We start from the raw sequence: 15,732 nt of genomic DNA, 5'->3' as shown, positions 1-15,732 counted from the left end.
GTAATACAGTTTCGCCAGTGCGGTTACGACTGTTAGCGTAGAACAGGGTTCCCTCACTGCACACCAACAACTCAACTCACCCCGCAGGACGCTTTTCATGCTCAAGACCCTGGCGGTCGCCAACTACCGCTCGATCAACCAACTGGTGGTGCCGCTGGGTCGACTGAACCTGATCACCGGGCCCAATGGCAGCGGCAAATCCAACCTCTATCGCGCCCTGCGCCTGCTGGCGGAAACCGCCCAGGGCGGGGTGGTCAACGCACTGGCGCGTGAAGGCGGGCTGGATTCGACCTTATGGGCGGGGCCGGAAACCATCAGCCGGCGCATGCGCAACGGTGAAGTGGCCATTGAAGGCCAGGTCCGCAAGGGGGCGAAGCGCCTGCGCCTGGGGTTTGCCGGTGAGGACTTCAGCTACGCCATTTCCCTCGGCTTGCCGGAGCCGAGCAGTTCGTATTTTTCCCTGGACCCGGAGATCAAGCGCGAATGCATCTGGGCCGGTCCCCTGTATCGCCCGGCCAGCCTGCTGGTGGGACGTTCCGGGCCCATGGTCAAGGCCCGCGAAGGGCGTGGCTGGGAGGTGCTGGCGCAACACACGCCGAGCTTCGACAGCCTGTTCGATCAGGTCGGCAATCTGCGCGGTTCGCCGGAAGTACTGTTACTGCGTGAGAGCATTCGCGGCTGGCGTTTTTACGATCACTTTCGCAGCGATGCCGACGCGCCTGTACGCCAGCCCCAGTTGGGTACACGCACGCCGGTGCTGCATCACGACGGTCGCGACCTGGCGGCGGCGTTGCGGACCATTATCGAAGTCGGCGACGCCGAAGCCCTGCACGCGGCCATCAGCGATGCCTTTCCTGGCTCACGGCTGAAGATCGCGCCGTTGCAGGGTGCGCGCTTTGCCATCGAGTTCTATCAGGAAGGGTTGCTGCGACCGCTGTCGGCTGCCGAGCTGTCGGACGGGACCTTGCGTTATCTGCTGCTGGTGGCGGCGTTGCTGACGCCCCGGCCACCGACCCTGATGGTGCTGAACGAACCGGAAACCAGCCTGCACCCGGACCTGCTGCCGGCCTTGGCGCGCCTGATCGTACAGGCTTCGGAGCACTGCCAGCTGTGGGTGGTGTCCCATGCCAGCCGCCTGATAGCGGCGTTGCAGCAGGACCCGGCGTGCAACGCCATCGTCCTGGAAAAAATCCTCGGACAGACCGGGGTTGTCGGCCAGGACAGGCTCGATGAGCCGGCCTGGAACTGGCCGGACTGACCCTGGGTTAAAACCCGCCCGACGGATTTGCCGGATAGTCAGCGGGCGGCTACTTTCCTTTGCACCGCAATACGGATCTTTTTACCCAATGGGCGCTCCAAGCACGGACGAACATGGCCCGCTCAATGGCCAGCCCATAACAAGGAAGACTATATGGTTCAGGCAAAAGCGCCGGAAAAGCTCGATCCACAAGACATCGTGAAGCTATTGATGGCATTGCGCCGAGCAGTGAGAAAACAACCGAGCGGGCAATAAAAAACGCCGACGCTGGTTGCTCGTCGGCGTTCAAACCTTGGAAGGGGTTCTTCGCGAATCAGAACGCCGGCAATACCGCGCCTTTGTACTTCTCGGCGATGAATGCTTTCACTTCCGGGCTGGTCAGGGCCTTGGCCAGTTTCTGGATCGCGTCGCTGTCCTTGTTGTCCGGACGAGCTACCAGGAAATTCACGTAAGGCGAATCGGCACCTTCGATCACCAGTGCGTCTTTAGCCGGGTTCAGGCCCGCTTCCAGCGCGTAGTTGGTGTTGATCATGTCCAGGTCGACCTGGTCCAGAACCCGTGGCAGCAGGGCCGATTCCAGTTCCTTGAACTTCAGGTGCTTGTCGTTCTTGACGATGTCTTTGGGCGTCGACAGGGCGTTGGTCGGGTCTTTCAGGGTGATCAGGCCGGATTTCTGCAGGAGCAGCAGGGCACGGCCGCTGTTGCTGCCTTCGTTCGGGATAGCCACGGTGGCGCCGTCTTTCAGCTCAGCCAGGCTTTTGACTTTCTTCGAGTAACCACCGAAAGGCTCGACGTGCACGCCAATCACAGTGACCAGGTTGGTGCCCTTGCCTTTATTGAAGCCATCCAGGTACGGCTTGGTCTGGAAGTAGTTGGCGTCCAGGTGTTTCTCGGCCACCTGGGTGTTCGGTTGTACGTAGTCGGTGAAGACCTTGATTTCCAGGTCCACGCCTTCTTTGGCCAGGGTCGGCTTGATCAGCTCGAGGATCTCGGCATGGGGGACCGGCGTTGCCGCCACGACCAGTTTCTCGCCGGCCTGGGCCAGACCTGCCGCCAGAGCGGCCGCCAATGCGGTAAACAACAGAACCTTTTTCATGCAGTGTCCTTATCGAAGATCACGGTCGTCATCGACGACAGCCTTGAGAGAGAGGTGCCAGTATAGTGATATCGCTGGCGTGGGGCAGAAGATACCGATATTTTTTATTCCAGAACAATATCTTTTATTCATCTTCATATTCCATTTTGTTCATACAGCACTATCCAGCAGGCGCTTGAGTGCCACCAGTTCCTCAGGGGAACTGCTACCGATAAATTGCTCGATCAAGGCCAGGGGTGCCGGCAGGTTCAAGTGCTCCGGCAGAATCTCGTCGCCACTGCTGACCAGCAAGGCAAAGTGAATGACATTCTCCAGCTCGCGGGTATTGCCCGGCCAGCTGTGACGCTCCAGAGCACGCTGGGCACTTTCGCTGACCAGTGGCACCGGCAGGCTCAGGCGCTGACTGTAGATACCGAGAAAATACTCGGCCAGGGGCAGGATATCGCCGACCCGCTCGCGCAATGCCGGCAACTCCAGCCGGCCTTCGCTGAGGTAGTGATACAGGCGCTCATGGAATTTACCGACCGCCACCGCCTGGGCCAGGTCGATGCTGGTGGCCGCCACCAGGCGTACATCCACCGGACTCGGCTGCGGCGCGCCGACCCGGGTGACTTCATGATTTTCCAGGGCGGCGAGCAACTTCACCTGGATCGGCAACGGCAGGTCGCCAATCTCGTCCAGGTACAAGGTGCCGCCATTGGCCGAGCCGAACCAGCCGGCGCGACTGCTGGCCGAACCGCTGTAGGCCCCCGCCGCATAACCGAACAGTTCGGCATCGGCGTAGGTCGGGCTGATGGCGCCGCAGTTCACCGAAACAAACAACCCGGGGCGGTCGCTGGCGCGGTGGATATGCCGGGCGAGCAACTCCTTGCCGGTCCCGGTCTCGCCACGGATCAATACCGGCACCGACTTGGGCGCCAGGGTTTCGAGTTCTTCACGCAGTTGCCGCGAACGCGGGTCGACGAACACCAGCGCCTTGGCGCGAATGCTCAGTGGGCTTTTTTCCGAATCGGGAAAGGTCAGCAGCGGCTGACCGAAGGTTTCATGCAGGCTCATGGCAGGCTCCCGCCCCAAACCACCAATGGCAGTGGGCGTTCAAGCAAAAGAAAGAATTCAGGCGCGACGCAGGGAATGCTGTTCCATTCGGGTCTGCAGGCGGTACAGATAGGCAAAACCCTGCTCCCAACGCTGGTGACCGGACTTCACATTGATATGCCCGGCACCGCTGAGGATGCTCGCTTGCGCGCCCCAGTCGCGGGCCAGTTCCAGGGTCCGCGGGGCGCTGACGGCCGCGTCGTTGTCGGAGGCGACGATCTGGCTCGGAAACGGCAGCAGGTCGCTCGGAATCGGCGCAAAGTTACGCAAGGCCGGGGCGCAGGCGGGACGCTCGACATCGGCCGGGGCCACCAGCAATGCACCACGGACCTGGCGCAGCAGGTGCAACGGCGCTGTTTGCGCCCAGTGGGCAACGGTGATGCAACCCAGGCTGTGGGCAATCAAGATCACCGGCGTATCGTCCGCGGCAATGGCTTCGGCCAGGGCCGCGACCCAGTCTTCGCGGCGCGGCGTCAGCCAGTCGGCCTGCTCCACCCGCGCACTGTTGGGCAGGCTGTTCTGCCAGTGGGTTTGCCAATGATCTTCTGGCGATCCTTGCCAGCCCGGCACGATCAGATAACGAATCGACTCGTTGCGCATGGGGTACACCTCCTCCAGCGTTTGCGTTCCCGATCGAGTATAGGGAGGAGAGTTATATTCGTTAAGGAATAAGAAGCTATTTATTAAGATGATAAAGAAATATAAAGCCCGCGAGTCACTCCCGACTGACAACCCCCCTGTAGGAGCCGGCTTGCTGGCGATGGCGGCCGATCAGGCGATGCAAGACTCACTGGCCTCATCGCCAGCAAGCCAGCTCCCACAGGTTCTGCATTTGCCAGTTGCTCCGTGGAAATAAAAAAGGGCCGCACCCTGCCAAGGAGACGGCCCAAGAAACTCGAGGATCTGTTGCGTTCAGCGCGCGGTAATCACCGACAGTTTGGTGATCCCGGCCCGCTCGATGGAGGCCATGGCCCGCGCCACTTCGCCGTAGTTCACGCCGTTGTCGGCCTGCAATTGCACCCGCAGGTCCGGATCCTTGGCCTTGGCCGCCTGGAGGTTGAACTCCAGCAGCTCGGGCTTGATTTCATCCTTGTTGAGGAACAGCTTGCCGCTGCCATCAATGCTCACCACCAGCGGGTCCTTCTGCTCCACCGGCGCCACGGCTTCGGTCTTCGGCAGGTTGATCGGAATCGCATTGGTCAGCAGCGGCGCGGTGACGATAAACACCACCAGCAGCACCAACATCACGTCCACCAGCGGCGTGACGTTGATCTCGCTCAATACCTCATCGCTGTCCTGGGTCGAGAAGGCCATATCAGGACGCCTCCTTCACTTTCTGCGCACCGCCCTGGGCGGCGGTTTTGTTCGCCGTCGGGTGGATCAGCACGCGGAACGAACTCTTCTGCGCCAGGCTGTAGAAGTCATGGGCGAAGTCATCGAGGTCGGCGGCGGTGAGCTTCAGGCGACGCAGGAAATAGTTGTAAACCAGCACCGCCGGCACCGCGACGGCGATCCCGACACCGGTGGCCACCAGCGCGGCACCGATCGGCCCGGCAACGGTTTCCAGGCTCGCGGACCCGGCGGCGCTGATGCCTTTCAAGGCTTCCATGATCCCCCACACGGTGCCGAACAGACCAATGAACGGCGAGGTGCTGCCGATACTGGCGACTACCGCCAGGCCGGTTTCCAGGGAGCGTCGTTCCCGCACGATCTGTTGGCGCAGGGCACGTTCGAGACGGTCCTGATGATTGATCGCCTGGCTCAGATCCGCCGCGTGGGACGCATCGCCGACCTGGATCGCGGCATAACCGGCCTGGGCCACGCGAGCGGCGGCGCCCGGTTGGGTTTCGCTGAGCTCGGCGGCCGAGTCGAGGCTGGAAGCGGCCCAGAACTGTTTGTGGAACTTGCGATCCTGGGCCTTGAGGCGGCCGAACTGCACGCCCTTGAGCAGGGCCAGGCCCCAGGTGGCGACGGAGAAAACCACCAGCAGCCAGATCACCGCGCTTTCGATGGATTGGAGTGGAGATGCCAGTAACGTCATGATGTGTTCCCTCTGTGGAAGCGTTTAGCGCGTTGGGTGCCGATCAGTGGATCTTGAAGTCGATGGGTACGCTGACCCAGCCGACCTGGGCGACATCGCCCTGCTTGGCCGGGACAAAGCTCCAACGCTTGACCGCTGCCAGCGCGGCGTCGTCGAGTTGCTGGCGACCACTGGTTTTCTGAATCTGGATCTCGCCCGGTTTGCCGCTGGCCAGGACCTGCACCCGCAACAAGACCGTGCCTTCCCAACCGCGACGCTGAGCCAGCTGCGGATATTCCGGCGCCGGGTTCTTCAGGTACGCGGCGCTGGCCGAAGCCGGGGTCACCGGTGCCGGCGTCGGCGGCGCCGGTGGCGCTGCCGGAGCCGCTGGCTCTGGCGGCGCGGGCGGTTGCTCGACCGGCTTGGGCGCAGGTTTCGGCTCAGGCTTGGGAACCGGCTTGACCTTGGGCTTGGGCACCGGCTTGGGCGGCGGCGGTTTGACCGCCAGCTCATCGACCACTGGCGGCGGCGGCTCGACCACCGGTGGGGGCGGCGGAGGCGGAGGGGGTGGAGGCGGCGGTTCAACCACGGGCGGAGCCGGTTGGGAGAACTCGATGGTCATCGGTGGGATTTCCGGCGGCACCACCGGCAGCACCGGGGTTTCCTTCTGGCTCAGCCAGTAGATCACCGCGCCATGCAGCACCAGCGCGAACACACCGAGCAAGATCGCCTCGCGTCGGCTGAGGATGCCCTTGGGCACTTTCTGCAGACGCAACGGCCCCAGCGGCGCGCGATGGGGCCGGCCGAGGTCAACCAACTCGCCACCCGGTGCCGGGTGCCTGCGCACCTCATGTGCACTGGCAGCGGTCTGGACATTGCCCATTGAATAACTCCTGCGGTCTTCAGCAAAAAATCGTCGAGGCGCGCTTGGCGGCGTCGAGGTGCCGATGATCCACGGAGGCTGCTTAGGCCTTAAAGCAATATTTAAAATTATACATAGAACAAAAATGAATATTGATTTTCAGTGCCCCGCTCAAGGCCGCGTGTTTCAAGGGCTCCAGCCAATCGCCCGGAAAGCCATGCTTTTCAGGCATTGAAAATATTCGCTCAAGGCATGCCTTCAAGGCCCGAAACCGCCACTTGATGAGCGATTTCAAACACGCGGCGGCGATCACCACACGGGCAACCGCGCGGATGACAAAGAAACAGAAAGAAGGATTCGGATGTAAGAAAGAGGGAAGTACAAACAATAAAATGGCGTATTTAATAATTAACACAGACGACAAAACATACCGCCAGTACTTCGAGCGGATGAGCAGCATCCGCCACTCACCCGTTCGTTGGCCTGGCAGTATAGTGTGTTGCCTTTATTACTGTTTGACGAACTCGCCACCCAGACCGACCACTTGGCCGTCAAAGGTGCTGCGTGAACCGCTTGCTCTCAGTCGCCCGTAGTTGTGGTCGGGGGAGAAGGCGGCGAAGGTGACATAGCCGTGACCATCATTGTAGCCAGTAAAGGCAATGATCGTGGGCTGGCCGGTGCTGTTCTGGAAGTGGTAGTGGCCGGTCACGTTGTAGTTCACACCGGCCTGGGTGATCTGCCCGCTGAAGGAACCGTTCGAGTCGTTACCGTCGGTCACGACCAGTCTGGCGTCAGAGTTGGCGTTTACATAAGTTCCATTGATGCTCGACATGATGCGTTCTCCTTATGTCGTTAATACACTCTTCCACTGAAGGTGAGGTTCTCCTGAAACTCACGACACCCAGCATGGTTGGACTTGTAACGTCTGTCCAATTGCACCACCGGTTATTTATCAATCGATTGGCTATATGAACCATGAGCATGGTGAATAACTTGTTTGGCGGATGAGTTGTATATAACCAACTCTTCACTGAATGGACTCAGAAGTCATAGCGCCCGGTCACCCCGAGGGTCCGCGGCGTGCCGAGCAGTCCTTCATAGCCGCCATTGCCGCCGGTCCAGAGGGTGGTGTAGTAGGTCTTGTCGAAGGCGTTCTTCAACCACAACGACACATCCCATTGACCCTGCTTGAAATCGCCGCGCAAGCCGGTGGACAGGTTGACCACCGCATAGCTGGGAATCTGCCCATAGGCGGAGTCCTCGACCGTACCGGCGGCCTTGGAGCGGAAGGCGTAGCTGCCGGTGACGTATTCTTCCCAACCGTTATCCAGGTTCCATTTGTATTCGCCATTGGCGTTGGCAATCCACTTCGACGCCCCCGCCACCTGGTGCCCGGTAAGGTCGCAGGAAGCCGGCGCCCCGGGTTGCAAGGCGACCTCGGGCGCGCACGGCGCATCCTTGTAGGACATGTAACGCACATCGTTATAGGAGCCGTTGAGATTGAGGGTCAGGCCGCGCAGGGGAATCAGCGTGCTCTCCACTTCCAGCCCGCGCGAGCGCACGGAACCGGCGTTGGTCAGGTATTGCACACGGGTGTCGTAGTCATAGGCGTTGGTCTGGTATCCGTTGACCTGGGTCCAGAACAGGTTGGCGTTGAGCTGCAGGCGCTTGTCCCACAGGGTGCTCTTGAAACCCAGTTCGGCGTTGTTGGCGCGCTCGCTGCCCACCAGCAGCGAGCCGGCACCGGCCGTTGGGGCCGTCCCCACCGCAAGGCTGACACCACCGGATTTTTCACCGTGGGACAGGGTCGCATAACCCAACAGGTCGTCGGTGAAGCGATAGCTCAGGTTCAGCAGGCCCGACGGGCTGATGCTGTACAGGCTCAGGTTACCGGAGTCATAGGCACCGGCACGGCCGGCTCGGGCCGTGGCGGCGGCACCGGTCACGGCTGCACCGCCAACCGGTGCATCGCGGGTCACCCAGGCACTTTTTTCCTCGTAGCTGCCGCGCAGGCCGGCGGTGAAGTCGAGGCGCTCAGTCAGGTGCCAGGTGCCCTGGGCGAAGAGCGCGAAACTGTCGGTGTCGATATGCCCGTTGCCGATGCTGGTGACGTTGTTCAACGCGCCCGTGGGGGTGCCGTTCCAGATATCCGCCTTGGGGCCGTAGTAGCTGAAGCTCTGGTTATCCAGCTTCGAGCCGAAGTAGTACGCCCCCAGCACATAGTCGAAGAACCCACCCGTGGGCGAGGCCAGGCGCACCTCCTGGGACCACTGGGTATCCTCCACCGAGACCCCGGAGTTGTAGGCGGCCGGGACGTTGAGCCCGTCGTCGTTGCGCGGAGTGAAGTTCCACCAGCGATAGGCGCTGATGGACGTCAGGGTGAAATCGTTGGGCAGGGTCCAGTTGGCCTCCAGGGAAGTGCCGCCCTGGAACACCCCGACGTGTTGCTGACCGTCGAGATTCACTTCCCGATTCCGACCATCGGCGAGGGTCGCCCCGGCCGCGGCAGCCCGCGCCTGGTAAAGGTTCACGCCATTGATGGTCGGGCCGGTGCTGTAGAGCACGCGGGTCCCGGCGCTGGAGTCTTCTTCGTTGTAGTCGCCGATCCAGCGCAGGCTGAAGTTTTCGTTGGGCTTGAACAGCAGCTGTCCGCGAAAGCCGTCCCGCGAGCCGCCGTCCAGCTCATGGCCGTTGTATTCGTTCTTGATATCGCCATCGCTGCTGGTGCGATAGGCCGACAGGCGCCCGGCCAACTGATCGGTGATCGGGCCGGAAATCGTGCCCTTGGTCTGGAAATAACCATCCTCGCCCACCGAACTTTCAATGCTGCGCTCGGGCGTGAAACTCGGCGCCCGGGTATTGATATTGATCACCCCGGCAGTGGTGTTCTTGCCGAACAGCGTGCCCTGGGGACCGCGCAACACTTCCAGTTGCTCGATATCCATCAGGTCGAATACGGCCATGCCCGGACGACTCAGGTAGACGTTGTCGATATACAGCCCGACGCTGCCCTCCAGGCCATCGCTGGCCGGATTGTTGCCCAAGCCGCGAATCGACACGCTGGACTGGCGCGCATGCATGTAGGCGACGTTGACGCTGGGCACCAGTTGCTGCAGATCCTGGATGCGATAGACCCGCTGGCTTTCCAGGGCCTGGCCACCGATCACGCTGATGGGCACGGGCACGCTCTGGGAGCTTTCTTCCCGGCGCCGGGCGGTGACGGTCACGGTTTCCAACTGCCCGCTGTCGGCCTTGGGCTTGCTGGTACTGGCCACGGGTGCCGGGTCCGGCGGTGCTTCGCTCTCGGCGGCCTGGCCCAGAGACCAACTGGCACTCCCCGCCAGCAACAGGGCCAGGGGCAAGCGCTTGAGCCGCCGCGAAGGGTGATGCAAGGCAAAATTGAACGAATTCATGGGCGGCTCCTGGTCAAAAAATACACATCCGGTATATTCTTTAAAGTTATTTATTTATGTTTTTACAGATATTTACTGCATAAGAGATTGCCTTTATAAGGAATCGACGTAATGCATAGCCAATGCATTTCCCCGATATTTTCCATGTGAAAAATGCATATCGACCTGCGTCAACTCCGTCACTTCATCGCCCTCGCCGAGCAGCGCAGTTTTGTCGCCGCGGCCACGGCGGTGAACCTCTCGCAGTCAGCGTTCAGCCGCAGCATCCAGGCTCTGGAACACAGCGCCGGGTGTCAGTTGGTGGATCGCGGACGCAAGGACCTGGCGCCGACCAAACAGGGCCAGGTGTTGCTCGAACATGCTCGCCGACTGGTCAGCGGCGCCCAGCAACTGGCCAATGAAATCAGCCAGTTCAACGGCCTGGAGGCCGGCGAGGTGCGCTTCGGCTGCGGGCCGGCGCCGGCCTCGGGGTTGATCCCACGGGCCATCGGCCACTTCATCGGGCGCTATCCGAAAGCCCGGGTGCAGTTCCAGGTGGATGACTGGCAGAGCCTGAGCAAACGGCTGTTGAACGATGAGTTCGAATTTTTCGTCGCCGACACCCGCAGCTTCGAGGCCAACCCGGATTACCTGACCCAGCGCCTGCGGCCACGCAAGTGGTATTTCTGCTGCCGGGCCGGGCATCCGCTGGCGGCTCAGGAGAGCGTGACGGCCGGGCAATTGCTGAGTTATCCCCTGGCCTCGACGATTCGTCCGCCGAACTTGCGCAAGGTGATCGTCGACCTCAGCGGTCGCCCGGATTTCACTCCGCAGGTGGAGTGTGAAAGTGCGTTCAGCCTGTTGGGGGTGGTGTTGAGATCGGATGCCATTGGTATCTGCGGTGAGAACAGCGATGCCTGGGAGTACGCCCGTGGCGGGTTGGTAAGGCTGAAGATCGAGGGGTTGGCGGAGGATCTGGAGGAGTTGTATACGCGGTATGGGATTGTCAGCCGGGCCGGGTATCGGTTGTCGCCGCTGGCCGAGGCGATGATCGAGCAGATCAAGAGCGAGGATGCGCTGGAGGTGGGTGAGGTGTGCAGCCTGGAGCAAATGGCTGTCTGAGCGAGACTCACCCCATGCACACTGTGCATAGAAAACAGTCGCCAAATGCGCTTGCCGAAAATCGCGCCAAAACGCGAAATCCCTCACTTGTCCTCCGCTGCGGTGAACCTCCATGCCCCACGTGCGCAACGTGCTTTACATCATGTGCGACCAACTGCGTCGCGATTATCTGTCCTGCTACGGCCACCCCCATCTGCACACGCCGAATATCGACCGCCTGGCCGCCGCCGGCGTGCGCTTCAGCCGCGCCTACACCCAGGGCACCATCTGCGGGCCGTCGCGGATGTCGGCCTATACCGGGCGTTACGTCAGCAGCCATCAAGTGGCCTGGAACGCCGTGCCGCTACCGCTGGAAGAACTGACCATCGGCGACTACCTGCGGCCCCACGGCATCCGCACCGCCCTGGTCGGCAAGACCCACGCCACGCCCAATCTCGACGCCCTGCAGCGACTGGCCATCGACCCCGGCAGCCTTCAGGCCGAGCCCTTCAACGAAGTCGGTTTTGAAGCCTACTCACGCCACGACGGCATCTACCCCGATGACCCGCTGTTCGCCGATAAACGCGAGTCGGCGCCCTACACCCATTACCTGCGCGACCTCGGCTATAACGGCACAAACCCCTGGCATGACTGGGCCAACGCCGCCGAAGGCGAAAACGGCGAGATCCTCAGCGGCTGGCAAATGCGCCACGCCCATTTGCCGGCGCGAGTAGCGGAACAACACTCGGAAACGGTCTACACCACCGACCGCGCCATCGACTTCATCAGCGAACAGGGCGAGCAGCCATGGTGCCTGCACCTGTCGTATATCAAACCGCATTGGCCCTATATCGCCCCCGCGCCGTACCACGCGTTGTACAGACGCGAGCAGGTGCTGCCGGCGGTCCGTCCGGCACCGGGCGCGGCTAGTGATCACCCGGTCTACGGCGCCTTCCGCCAGCATGAGGAAAGCCTGAATTTCTCCAGGGACGAGGTGCGGCTGAATGTGGTCCCGACCTATATGGGCCTGATCAAGCAGGTCGACGACCAGCTCGGGCGACTGTTCGACGTGCTCGAAAGCAGCGGCCACTGGGACGACACACTGATCGTGTTCACCAGCGATCACGGGGATTTTCTCGGCGATCATTTTCTCGGCGAAAAGGAGTTCCTGCTGGAGCAGGCGGTCGGCGTGCCATTGATCGTGCGCGACCCGCGGGCGGCGGCGGATAGTACCCGGGGTACGGTGGATGAACGCCTGGTGGAAACCATCGATGCGCTGCCGACGTTTCTCGAAGCACTGGGTCTGCCGTCGGCGGAACATCGGTTGGAGGGACGGTCGCTGGTGCCGCTGCTGCACGGGGCGCAACCGGACTGGCGCCGCTATGCCATCGCCGAATACGACTATGCCTTCCAGGCCCCGGCCCGGGAGCGGCTGGCGCAATCGATCGATCGTTGCCGGATGACCATGGTCCGTAGCGAGCGCTGGAAGTACCTGGCGTATGACGGATTTCGGCCGCAGTTGTTCGACCTGGAAAACGACCCGCAGGAACTGCGTGACCTGGGGGCCGATCCGGACTTGGCGGCGGTGCGTGAAGAGCACTTGGGGTATCTGTTCGAGTGGCTGCGCGGGTTGAAACGCCGGACCACCATCAGCCATCAGGAAATCGATCTGCGCGGGCAGCGCTTTCGTTATGGCGAGCCGGAGGCGGAGAAGGTGGTGCAGATCGGGGTGTGGTGAAACCTTGAGGGCCGCCAGCCAAGTGTGATCTCAATGTGGCGAGCGGGCTTGCCCGCTCACCACATGACCTCACCCGTCACCGCAAACTCAAGCCCCCTTGATCGTCTGGCTCCGCTGCCCATGCACGCCCACCGGCACTTCGCCCTTGAGCGTCACCCGCCGCACGATGCGCTCCTGGGTGCCGTAATCGTCCACTGCGTAATGCTGGGTCGAACGGTTATCCCAGATCGCCACATCGCCGCTCTGCCAGCGCCAGCGCACGGTGTTTTCCAAACGCGTCACATGGCTCTGCAACAGGTTGAACAAATGCGCCGAGTCCGCCAGCGAATAGTCCTTGATACGTTTGACGAAGTGCCCCAGCAACAGACTCTTCTCACCGCTGATGGGATGCACCCGCACCACCGGATGCTCGGTCTCGTATACCGTCGAAGTGAAGATCTGGCGGTAACGCTCCAGCTTCTCCGCCGAGACATTCGGCCGCGAACCGGCGTAGTCGTATTCGTTGCTGTGCACCGCCCAGAGCTTGTCCGCCAGCTCGCGCAACTCCGGCGCCAGCTCCTCGTATGCCGCTGCCGTATTCGCCCACACCGTGTCGCCGCCGGAGGCCGGCGCCAGCACCGAACGCAGGATCGAGGCTTTCGGATAGGCGTCGACGAAGGTCACGTCGGTGTGCCAGGAATTGGCCCGCTGGCCCTGTGCACCGTCCAGCTCCAACAGATAACGCGTACCGTCACGCACCGGCACCGTCGGGTGCGCCACCGGCTCGCCGAGCAGATGAGAAAAAGCCTCCTGGCTCTGGTCATCGAGATGGCTCTGGCCCCGGAAGAAAACCACCTTGTACTGCACCAGCGCCTGCTGGATCGCCTCGATCACGCCGGCCTCCAGCTCGCCGGAAAGCTCGATGCCACGGATCTCGGCGCCAATACGACCGGCCACCGGATGAATATCCAGCGTGTGCACAACGGGTTTTACAGCAAGTGCGGCATTGCTCATGGGTGAACCCTCGTCGGACTGCTTACGGTTTGAGCCGTCGCGAAACAACGCTCTATATATATTCAATTTAGATCTAATAGATATACGCATGCTTCGTTGACGGAATAAGAGCTTGCATTTAAAACCTCAAGCCTCGCTCGTCGCAAATGCCTTCGAGCTATTTTTCGGATGCCAGGAAAGCATATGGATCTTCGCCAACTGCGCTACTTCATCGCCCTCAATGAACACCGCAGTTTTGTCCGCGCGGCGGACGCCATGGGTATCACCCAACCGGCCTTCAGCCGCAGTATCCAGGGGCTGGAACAGGAGTTCGGCTGCGTGCTGGTGGACCGTGGCAACAAGGATTTGCGCCCGACGCCAGAAGGCCAGGTGGTGCTGCAACATGCCTTGACCCTGGTCCAGGGCGCGGCGCTGCTGAGTGCCGAAGTGACCCAGATGACCAAGCTCGATGCCGGTGAGCTGCGCTTCGGCTGCGGCCCGGCGCCGGCGGTGAAACTGGTACCGGAGGCGGTGGCGCGGTTTATCAATGCCCACCCGAAAGTAAGGACCAAATTCCATGTGGATAACTGGGAAAAGCTCAGCCGCAGCCTGAGTCGCGAGGAAATCGAATTCTTTATCGCCGACATCCGCCATTTCGAGGCCGATCCGAACTTCCAGACCCAGGCGCTGACGCCCAAGCGCGGGGTGTTTTTCTGCCGGCCGGGGCATCCGTTGCTGGCCAAGGAAAGCCTGTCGACCAACGATATGTTCGACTATCCGCTGGCGACCACGCTGATTCCGCCGGGCATCCGCAAGCTGCTGGCGAACCTCAGCGGGCGCACGGATTTTTCGCCGAATATCGAGACCGAGCATTTTCCGGCGCTGGTGAAGATCGTCCGGCAGTCCAATGCGATTGGCGTCGGCACCCAGGAGGCGTTTATCGAGGACGTGGAACAGGGCTCGCTGGTGCTGCTGCACTGGCGCAACCTGCCGCAGAACATCGAGAGCATGAACGCCCGCTGCGGGATCGTCAGCCGCACCGGGTTCCGGCTGTCACCGGCGGCGCGGGCGATGATCGAGACGTTGGTGGCAGTGGATACCCAGGAGGACAGGGTTGCGGTCTAGATCCCCGCCGCCGCCAGATTCGGCGCCACCCAATCCGTCACCTTGAACGGCTTGCGAATCAGCTTCTGCTGGGACGCCAGGTCCACCGAGCCCTGCAATTTACCAAGGAACACCGGGTCCAGTTGCGAAGGGAAAATCTCGCTGAGTTTCTCGTCCTTCAGGTCCTGCTGCAAAATCACCTGTGGATAACTTGCCAGCCCCGACACCAACTGCACATAGGCGTCCTTGTTGCCATCCTGGGTCAGCCACTCCACCGCTTGCTGCTGGGCCTTGAGCAGCTTGTCGACCACGTCCGGATGCGCATCGACAAAGGCGCCGGAACCCACCAGCACGCTCTGGATACTCCCGGCACCGCCCAGATCCCTGGTGCTCACCGGCAACTCAGCCAGCCCCTTGGCCTGCAACGCCGTCAGGTTCGAGCTGCCCCAGGAGGCGTCGATCTGCTTGGCCGCCAACGCCGCTACCGCCGCGCTGAAATCCAGGTTGATCACCTTGAAGTCCTTCTCGCTCAAGCCCTGGCTGGCCAGTGCGGCATCGAAGGACAGCTGGCTGGCGGTGCCACGGAACACCGCCACCCGTTTGCCCTTGAGGTCCTGCAGGGTCTTGATCCCCGAGCCGGGCACCACGCCGAGGTATTGCTTGACCCCGCGTGCCGTCGCGCTCAACAGCCGGGTATCCAGCCCGTTCGATTTGCCGATGATCGCCGCCAGGTCCCCCAGGTAGGCGAAATCCACCTGGCCGTTGGCGAAGGCTTCATTGATCACTGGCCCTGCGCCCTTGAAGAAACTCCACTGCACCTTGATGCCTTGGTCGGCAAAGGCCTTTTCGAAGATCTGCCGGCTGCGCAGCACATCCACCACACCGCCGCCGCTGTGCTCGGTGCCGGCGCTCAGGTCGGGCACGGCGATGCGGATTTCCTTGACCTCGGCCGCCGTGGCCAACAGCGACAGGGCGCCCAGGACGCCCGCTAGAGCGGTGGTGGCGAACAGGCGGGCAAGGCTGCCTTTGAACAGGGTTTTCATGGGTGGTGCTCCTTGGCAACGGGCTTCGAGTCGCTGAAGGTAGGCATAGCC

15 protein-coding genes are annotated in these 15,732 nt (G+C 61.7%); 4 read left to right on the top strand and 11 right to left on the bottom strand.

Annotation, left to right across the window (positions count from 1 at the left end; translation table 11 throughout):
• Positions 1–97 precede the first annotated feature (97 nt).
• Positions 98–1,258, top strand: coding sequence for an AAA family ATPase (locus tag HX830_RS30080; protein ID WP_177104310.1), 1,161 nt, complete (start codon positions 98–100; stop codon positions 1,256–1,258).
• A gap of 313 nt (positions 1,259–1,571) precedes the next feature.
• Here the strand turns inward: HX830_RS30080 and HX830_RS30075 are convergent, their stop codons facing one another.
• The 9 genes from HX830_RS30075 to HX830_RS30035 form a co-directional block, all read right to left on the bottom strand.
• Entirely contained in the window at positions 1,572–2,354 is a 783-nt protein-coding gene (locus HX830_RS30075) for a MetQ/NlpA family ABC transporter substrate-binding protein (RefSeq protein WP_177104308.1), read from the bottom strand.
• Positions 2,355–2,504: 150 nt separating this feature from the next.
• The gene (locus HX830_RS30070; RefSeq protein ID WP_177104306.1) at positions 2,505–3,410 is read right to left on the bottom strand and encodes a sigma 54-interacting transcriptional regulator; all 906 of its coding nucleotides are present in this window, start codon (positions 3,408–3,410) and stop codon (positions 2,505–2,507) included.
• Positions 3,411–3,467: 57 nt separating this feature from the next.
• The gene (locus HX830_RS30065; RefSeq protein ID WP_103499039.1) at positions 3,468–4,049 is read right to left on the bottom strand and encodes an alpha/beta hydrolase; all 582 of its coding nucleotides are present in this window, start codon (positions 4,047–4,049) and stop codon (positions 3,468–3,470) included.
• A 312-nt stretch (positions 4,050–4,361) separates the two neighbouring features.
• Positions 4,362–4,763 (bottom strand): ExbD/TolR family protein, encoded by a 402-nt coding sequence (locus HX830_RS30060; RefSeq protein WP_100942624.1) that lies wholly within the window; start codon positions 4,761–4,763, stop codon positions 4,362–4,364.
• A 1-nt stretch (position 4,764) separates the two neighbouring features.
• Entirely contained in the window at positions 4,765–5,490 is a 726-nt protein-coding gene (locus HX830_RS30055) for a MotA/TolQ/ExbB proton channel family protein (protein WP_152741783.1), read from the bottom strand.
• A 43-nt stretch (positions 5,491–5,533) separates the two neighbouring features.
• Positions 5,534–6,352 carry an energy transducer TonB gene (locus tag HX830_RS30050; protein ID WP_177104303.1) on the bottom strand — a complete coding sequence of 273 codons (819 nt, stop codon included), beginning with the start codon at positions 6,350–6,352 and terminating at the stop codon, positions 5,534–5,536.
• 82 nt (positions 6,353–6,434) lie between these two features.
• Positions 6,435–6,791, bottom strand: coding sequence for a hypothetical protein (locus HX830_RS30045; RefSeq protein WP_177104301.1), 357 nt, complete (start codon positions 6,789–6,791; stop codon positions 6,435–6,437).
• A 48-nt stretch (positions 6,792–6,839) separates the two neighbouring features.
• A complete protein-coding gene (locus tag HX830_RS30040; RefSeq protein ID WP_103499036.1) occupies positions 6,840–7,163 on the bottom strand; it encodes a hypothetical protein in 324 nt (107 codons plus the stop codon).
• A 208-nt stretch (positions 7,164–7,371) separates the two neighbouring features.
• A complete protein-coding gene (locus HX830_RS30035; protein WP_152741786.1) occupies positions 7,372–9,744 on the bottom strand; it encodes a TonB-dependent receptor in 2,373 nt (790 codons plus the stop codon).
• Between the two features lie 153 nt (positions 9,745–9,897).
• Here HX830_RS30035 and HX830_RS30030 point away from each other — a divergent pair, with 153 nt between their 5' ends.
• Together HX830_RS30030 and HX830_RS30025 are read left to right on the top strand one after the other, a co-directional pair.
• Complete coding sequence (locus HX830_RS30030; RefSeq protein ID WP_100942629.1) at positions 9,898–10,845, top strand: LysR family transcriptional regulator; 948 nt, start codon at positions 9,898–9,900, stop codon at positions 10,843–10,845.
• Between the two features lie 112 nt (positions 10,846–10,957).
• On the top strand, positions 10,958–12,562 hold the full coding sequence (locus HX830_RS30025; RefSeq protein ID WP_152741787.1) for an alkaline phosphatase family protein: 1,605 nt from the start codon (positions 10,958–10,960) through the stop codon (positions 12,560–12,562).
• Between the two features lie 87 nt (positions 12,563–12,649).
• Here the strand turns inward: HX830_RS30025 and HX830_RS30020 are convergent, their stop codons facing one another.
• On the bottom strand, positions 12,650–13,555 hold the full coding sequence (locus tag HX830_RS30020) for a TauD/TfdA dioxygenase family protein (RefSeq protein WP_152741788.1): 906 nt from the start codon (positions 13,553–13,555) through the stop codon (positions 12,650–12,652).
• 183 nt (positions 13,556–13,738) lie between these two features.
• On the opposite strand from HX830_RS30020, the gene HX830_RS30015 reads away from it, so the two are divergent.
• Positions 13,739–14,659, top strand: coding sequence for a LysR family transcriptional regulator (locus HX830_RS30015; protein WP_152741789.1), 921 nt, complete (start codon positions 13,739–13,741; stop codon positions 14,657–14,659).
• Here the strand turns inward: HX830_RS30015 and HX830_RS30010 are convergent.
• Entirely contained in the window at positions 14,656–15,681 is a 1,026-nt protein-coding gene (locus HX830_RS30010) for an ABC transporter substrate-binding protein (protein ID WP_177104299.1), read from the bottom strand. The two genes, HX830_RS30015 and HX830_RS30010, sit on opposite strands and share 4 nt — an antisense overlap.
• Positions 15,682–15,732: the final 51 nt, after the last annotated feature.

It is taken from the genome of Pseudomonas gingeri, assembly GCF_013385425.1.
Lineage (GTDB): Bacteria > Pseudomonadota > Gammaproteobacteria > Pseudomonadales > Pseudomonadaceae > Aquipseudomonas > Aquipseudomonas gingeri_D.
Note: the sequence above shows the minus strand (reverse complement) of the source record. Positions and strands in the feature narration are given on the sequence as shown.

Excerpts from the sequence above, each read along its gene's own strand:
- HX830_RS30050 (WP_177104303.1), bottom strand. The coding sequence starts at position 6,352 with ATGGGCAATGTCCAGACCGCTGCCAGTGCACATGAGGTGCGCAGGCAC.
- HX830_RS30055 (WP_152741783.1), bottom strand. The coding sequence starts at position 5,490 with ATGACGTTACTGGCATCTCCACTCCAATCCATCGAAAGCGCGGTGATC.
- HX830_RS30075 (WP_177104308.1), bottom strand. The coding sequence starts at position 2,354 with ATGAAAAAGGTTCTGTTGTTTACCGCATTGGCGGCCGCTCTGGCGGCA.
- HX830_RS30065 (WP_103499039.1), bottom strand. The coding sequence starts at position 4,049 with ATGCGCAACGAGTCGATTCGTTATCTGATCGTGCCGGGCTGGCAAGGA.
- HX830_RS30015 (WP_152741789.1), top strand. The coding sequence starts at position 13,739 with ATGGATCTTCGCCAACTGCGCTACTTCATCGCCCTCAATGAACACCGC.
- HX830_RS30010 (WP_177104299.1), bottom strand. The coding sequence starts at position 15,681 with ATGAAAACCCTGTTCAAAGGCAGCCTTGCCCGCCTGTTCGCCACCACC.
- HX830_RS30040 (WP_103499036.1), bottom strand. The coding sequence starts at position 7,163 with ATGTCGAGCATCAATGGAACTTATGTAAACGCCAACTCTGACGCCAGA.
- HX830_RS30020 (WP_152741788.1), bottom strand. The coding sequence starts at position 13,555 with ATGAGCAATGCCGCACTTGCTGTAAAACCCGTTGTGCACACGCTGGAT.
- HX830_RS30045 (WP_177104301.1), bottom strand. The coding sequence starts at position 6,791 with ATGCTGCTCATCCGCTCGAAGTACTGGCGGTATGTTTTGTCGTCTGTG.
- HX830_RS30070 (WP_177104306.1), bottom strand. The coding sequence starts at position 3,410 with ATGAGCCTGCATGAAACCTTCGGTCAGCCGCTGCTGACCTTTCCCGAT.
- HX830_RS30035 (WP_152741786.1), bottom strand. The coding sequence starts at position 9,744 with ATGAATTCGTTCAATTTTGCCTTGCATCACCCTTCGCGGCGGCTCAAG.
- HX830_RS30030 (WP_100942629.1), top strand. The coding sequence starts at position 9,898 with ATGCATATCGACCTGCGTCAACTCCGTCACTTCATCGCCCTCGCCGAG.
- HX830_RS30080 (WP_177104310.1), top strand. The coding sequence starts at position 98 with ATGCTCAAGACCCTGGCGGTCGCCAACTACCGCTCGATCAACCAACTG.
- HX830_RS30025 (WP_152741787.1), top strand. The coding sequence starts at position 10,958 with ATGCCCCACGTGCGCAACGTGCTTTACATCATGTGCGACCAACTGCGT.
- HX830_RS30060 (WP_100942624.1), bottom strand. The coding sequence starts at position 4,763 with ATGGCCTTCTCGACCCAGGACAGCGATGAGGTATTGAGCGAGATCAAC.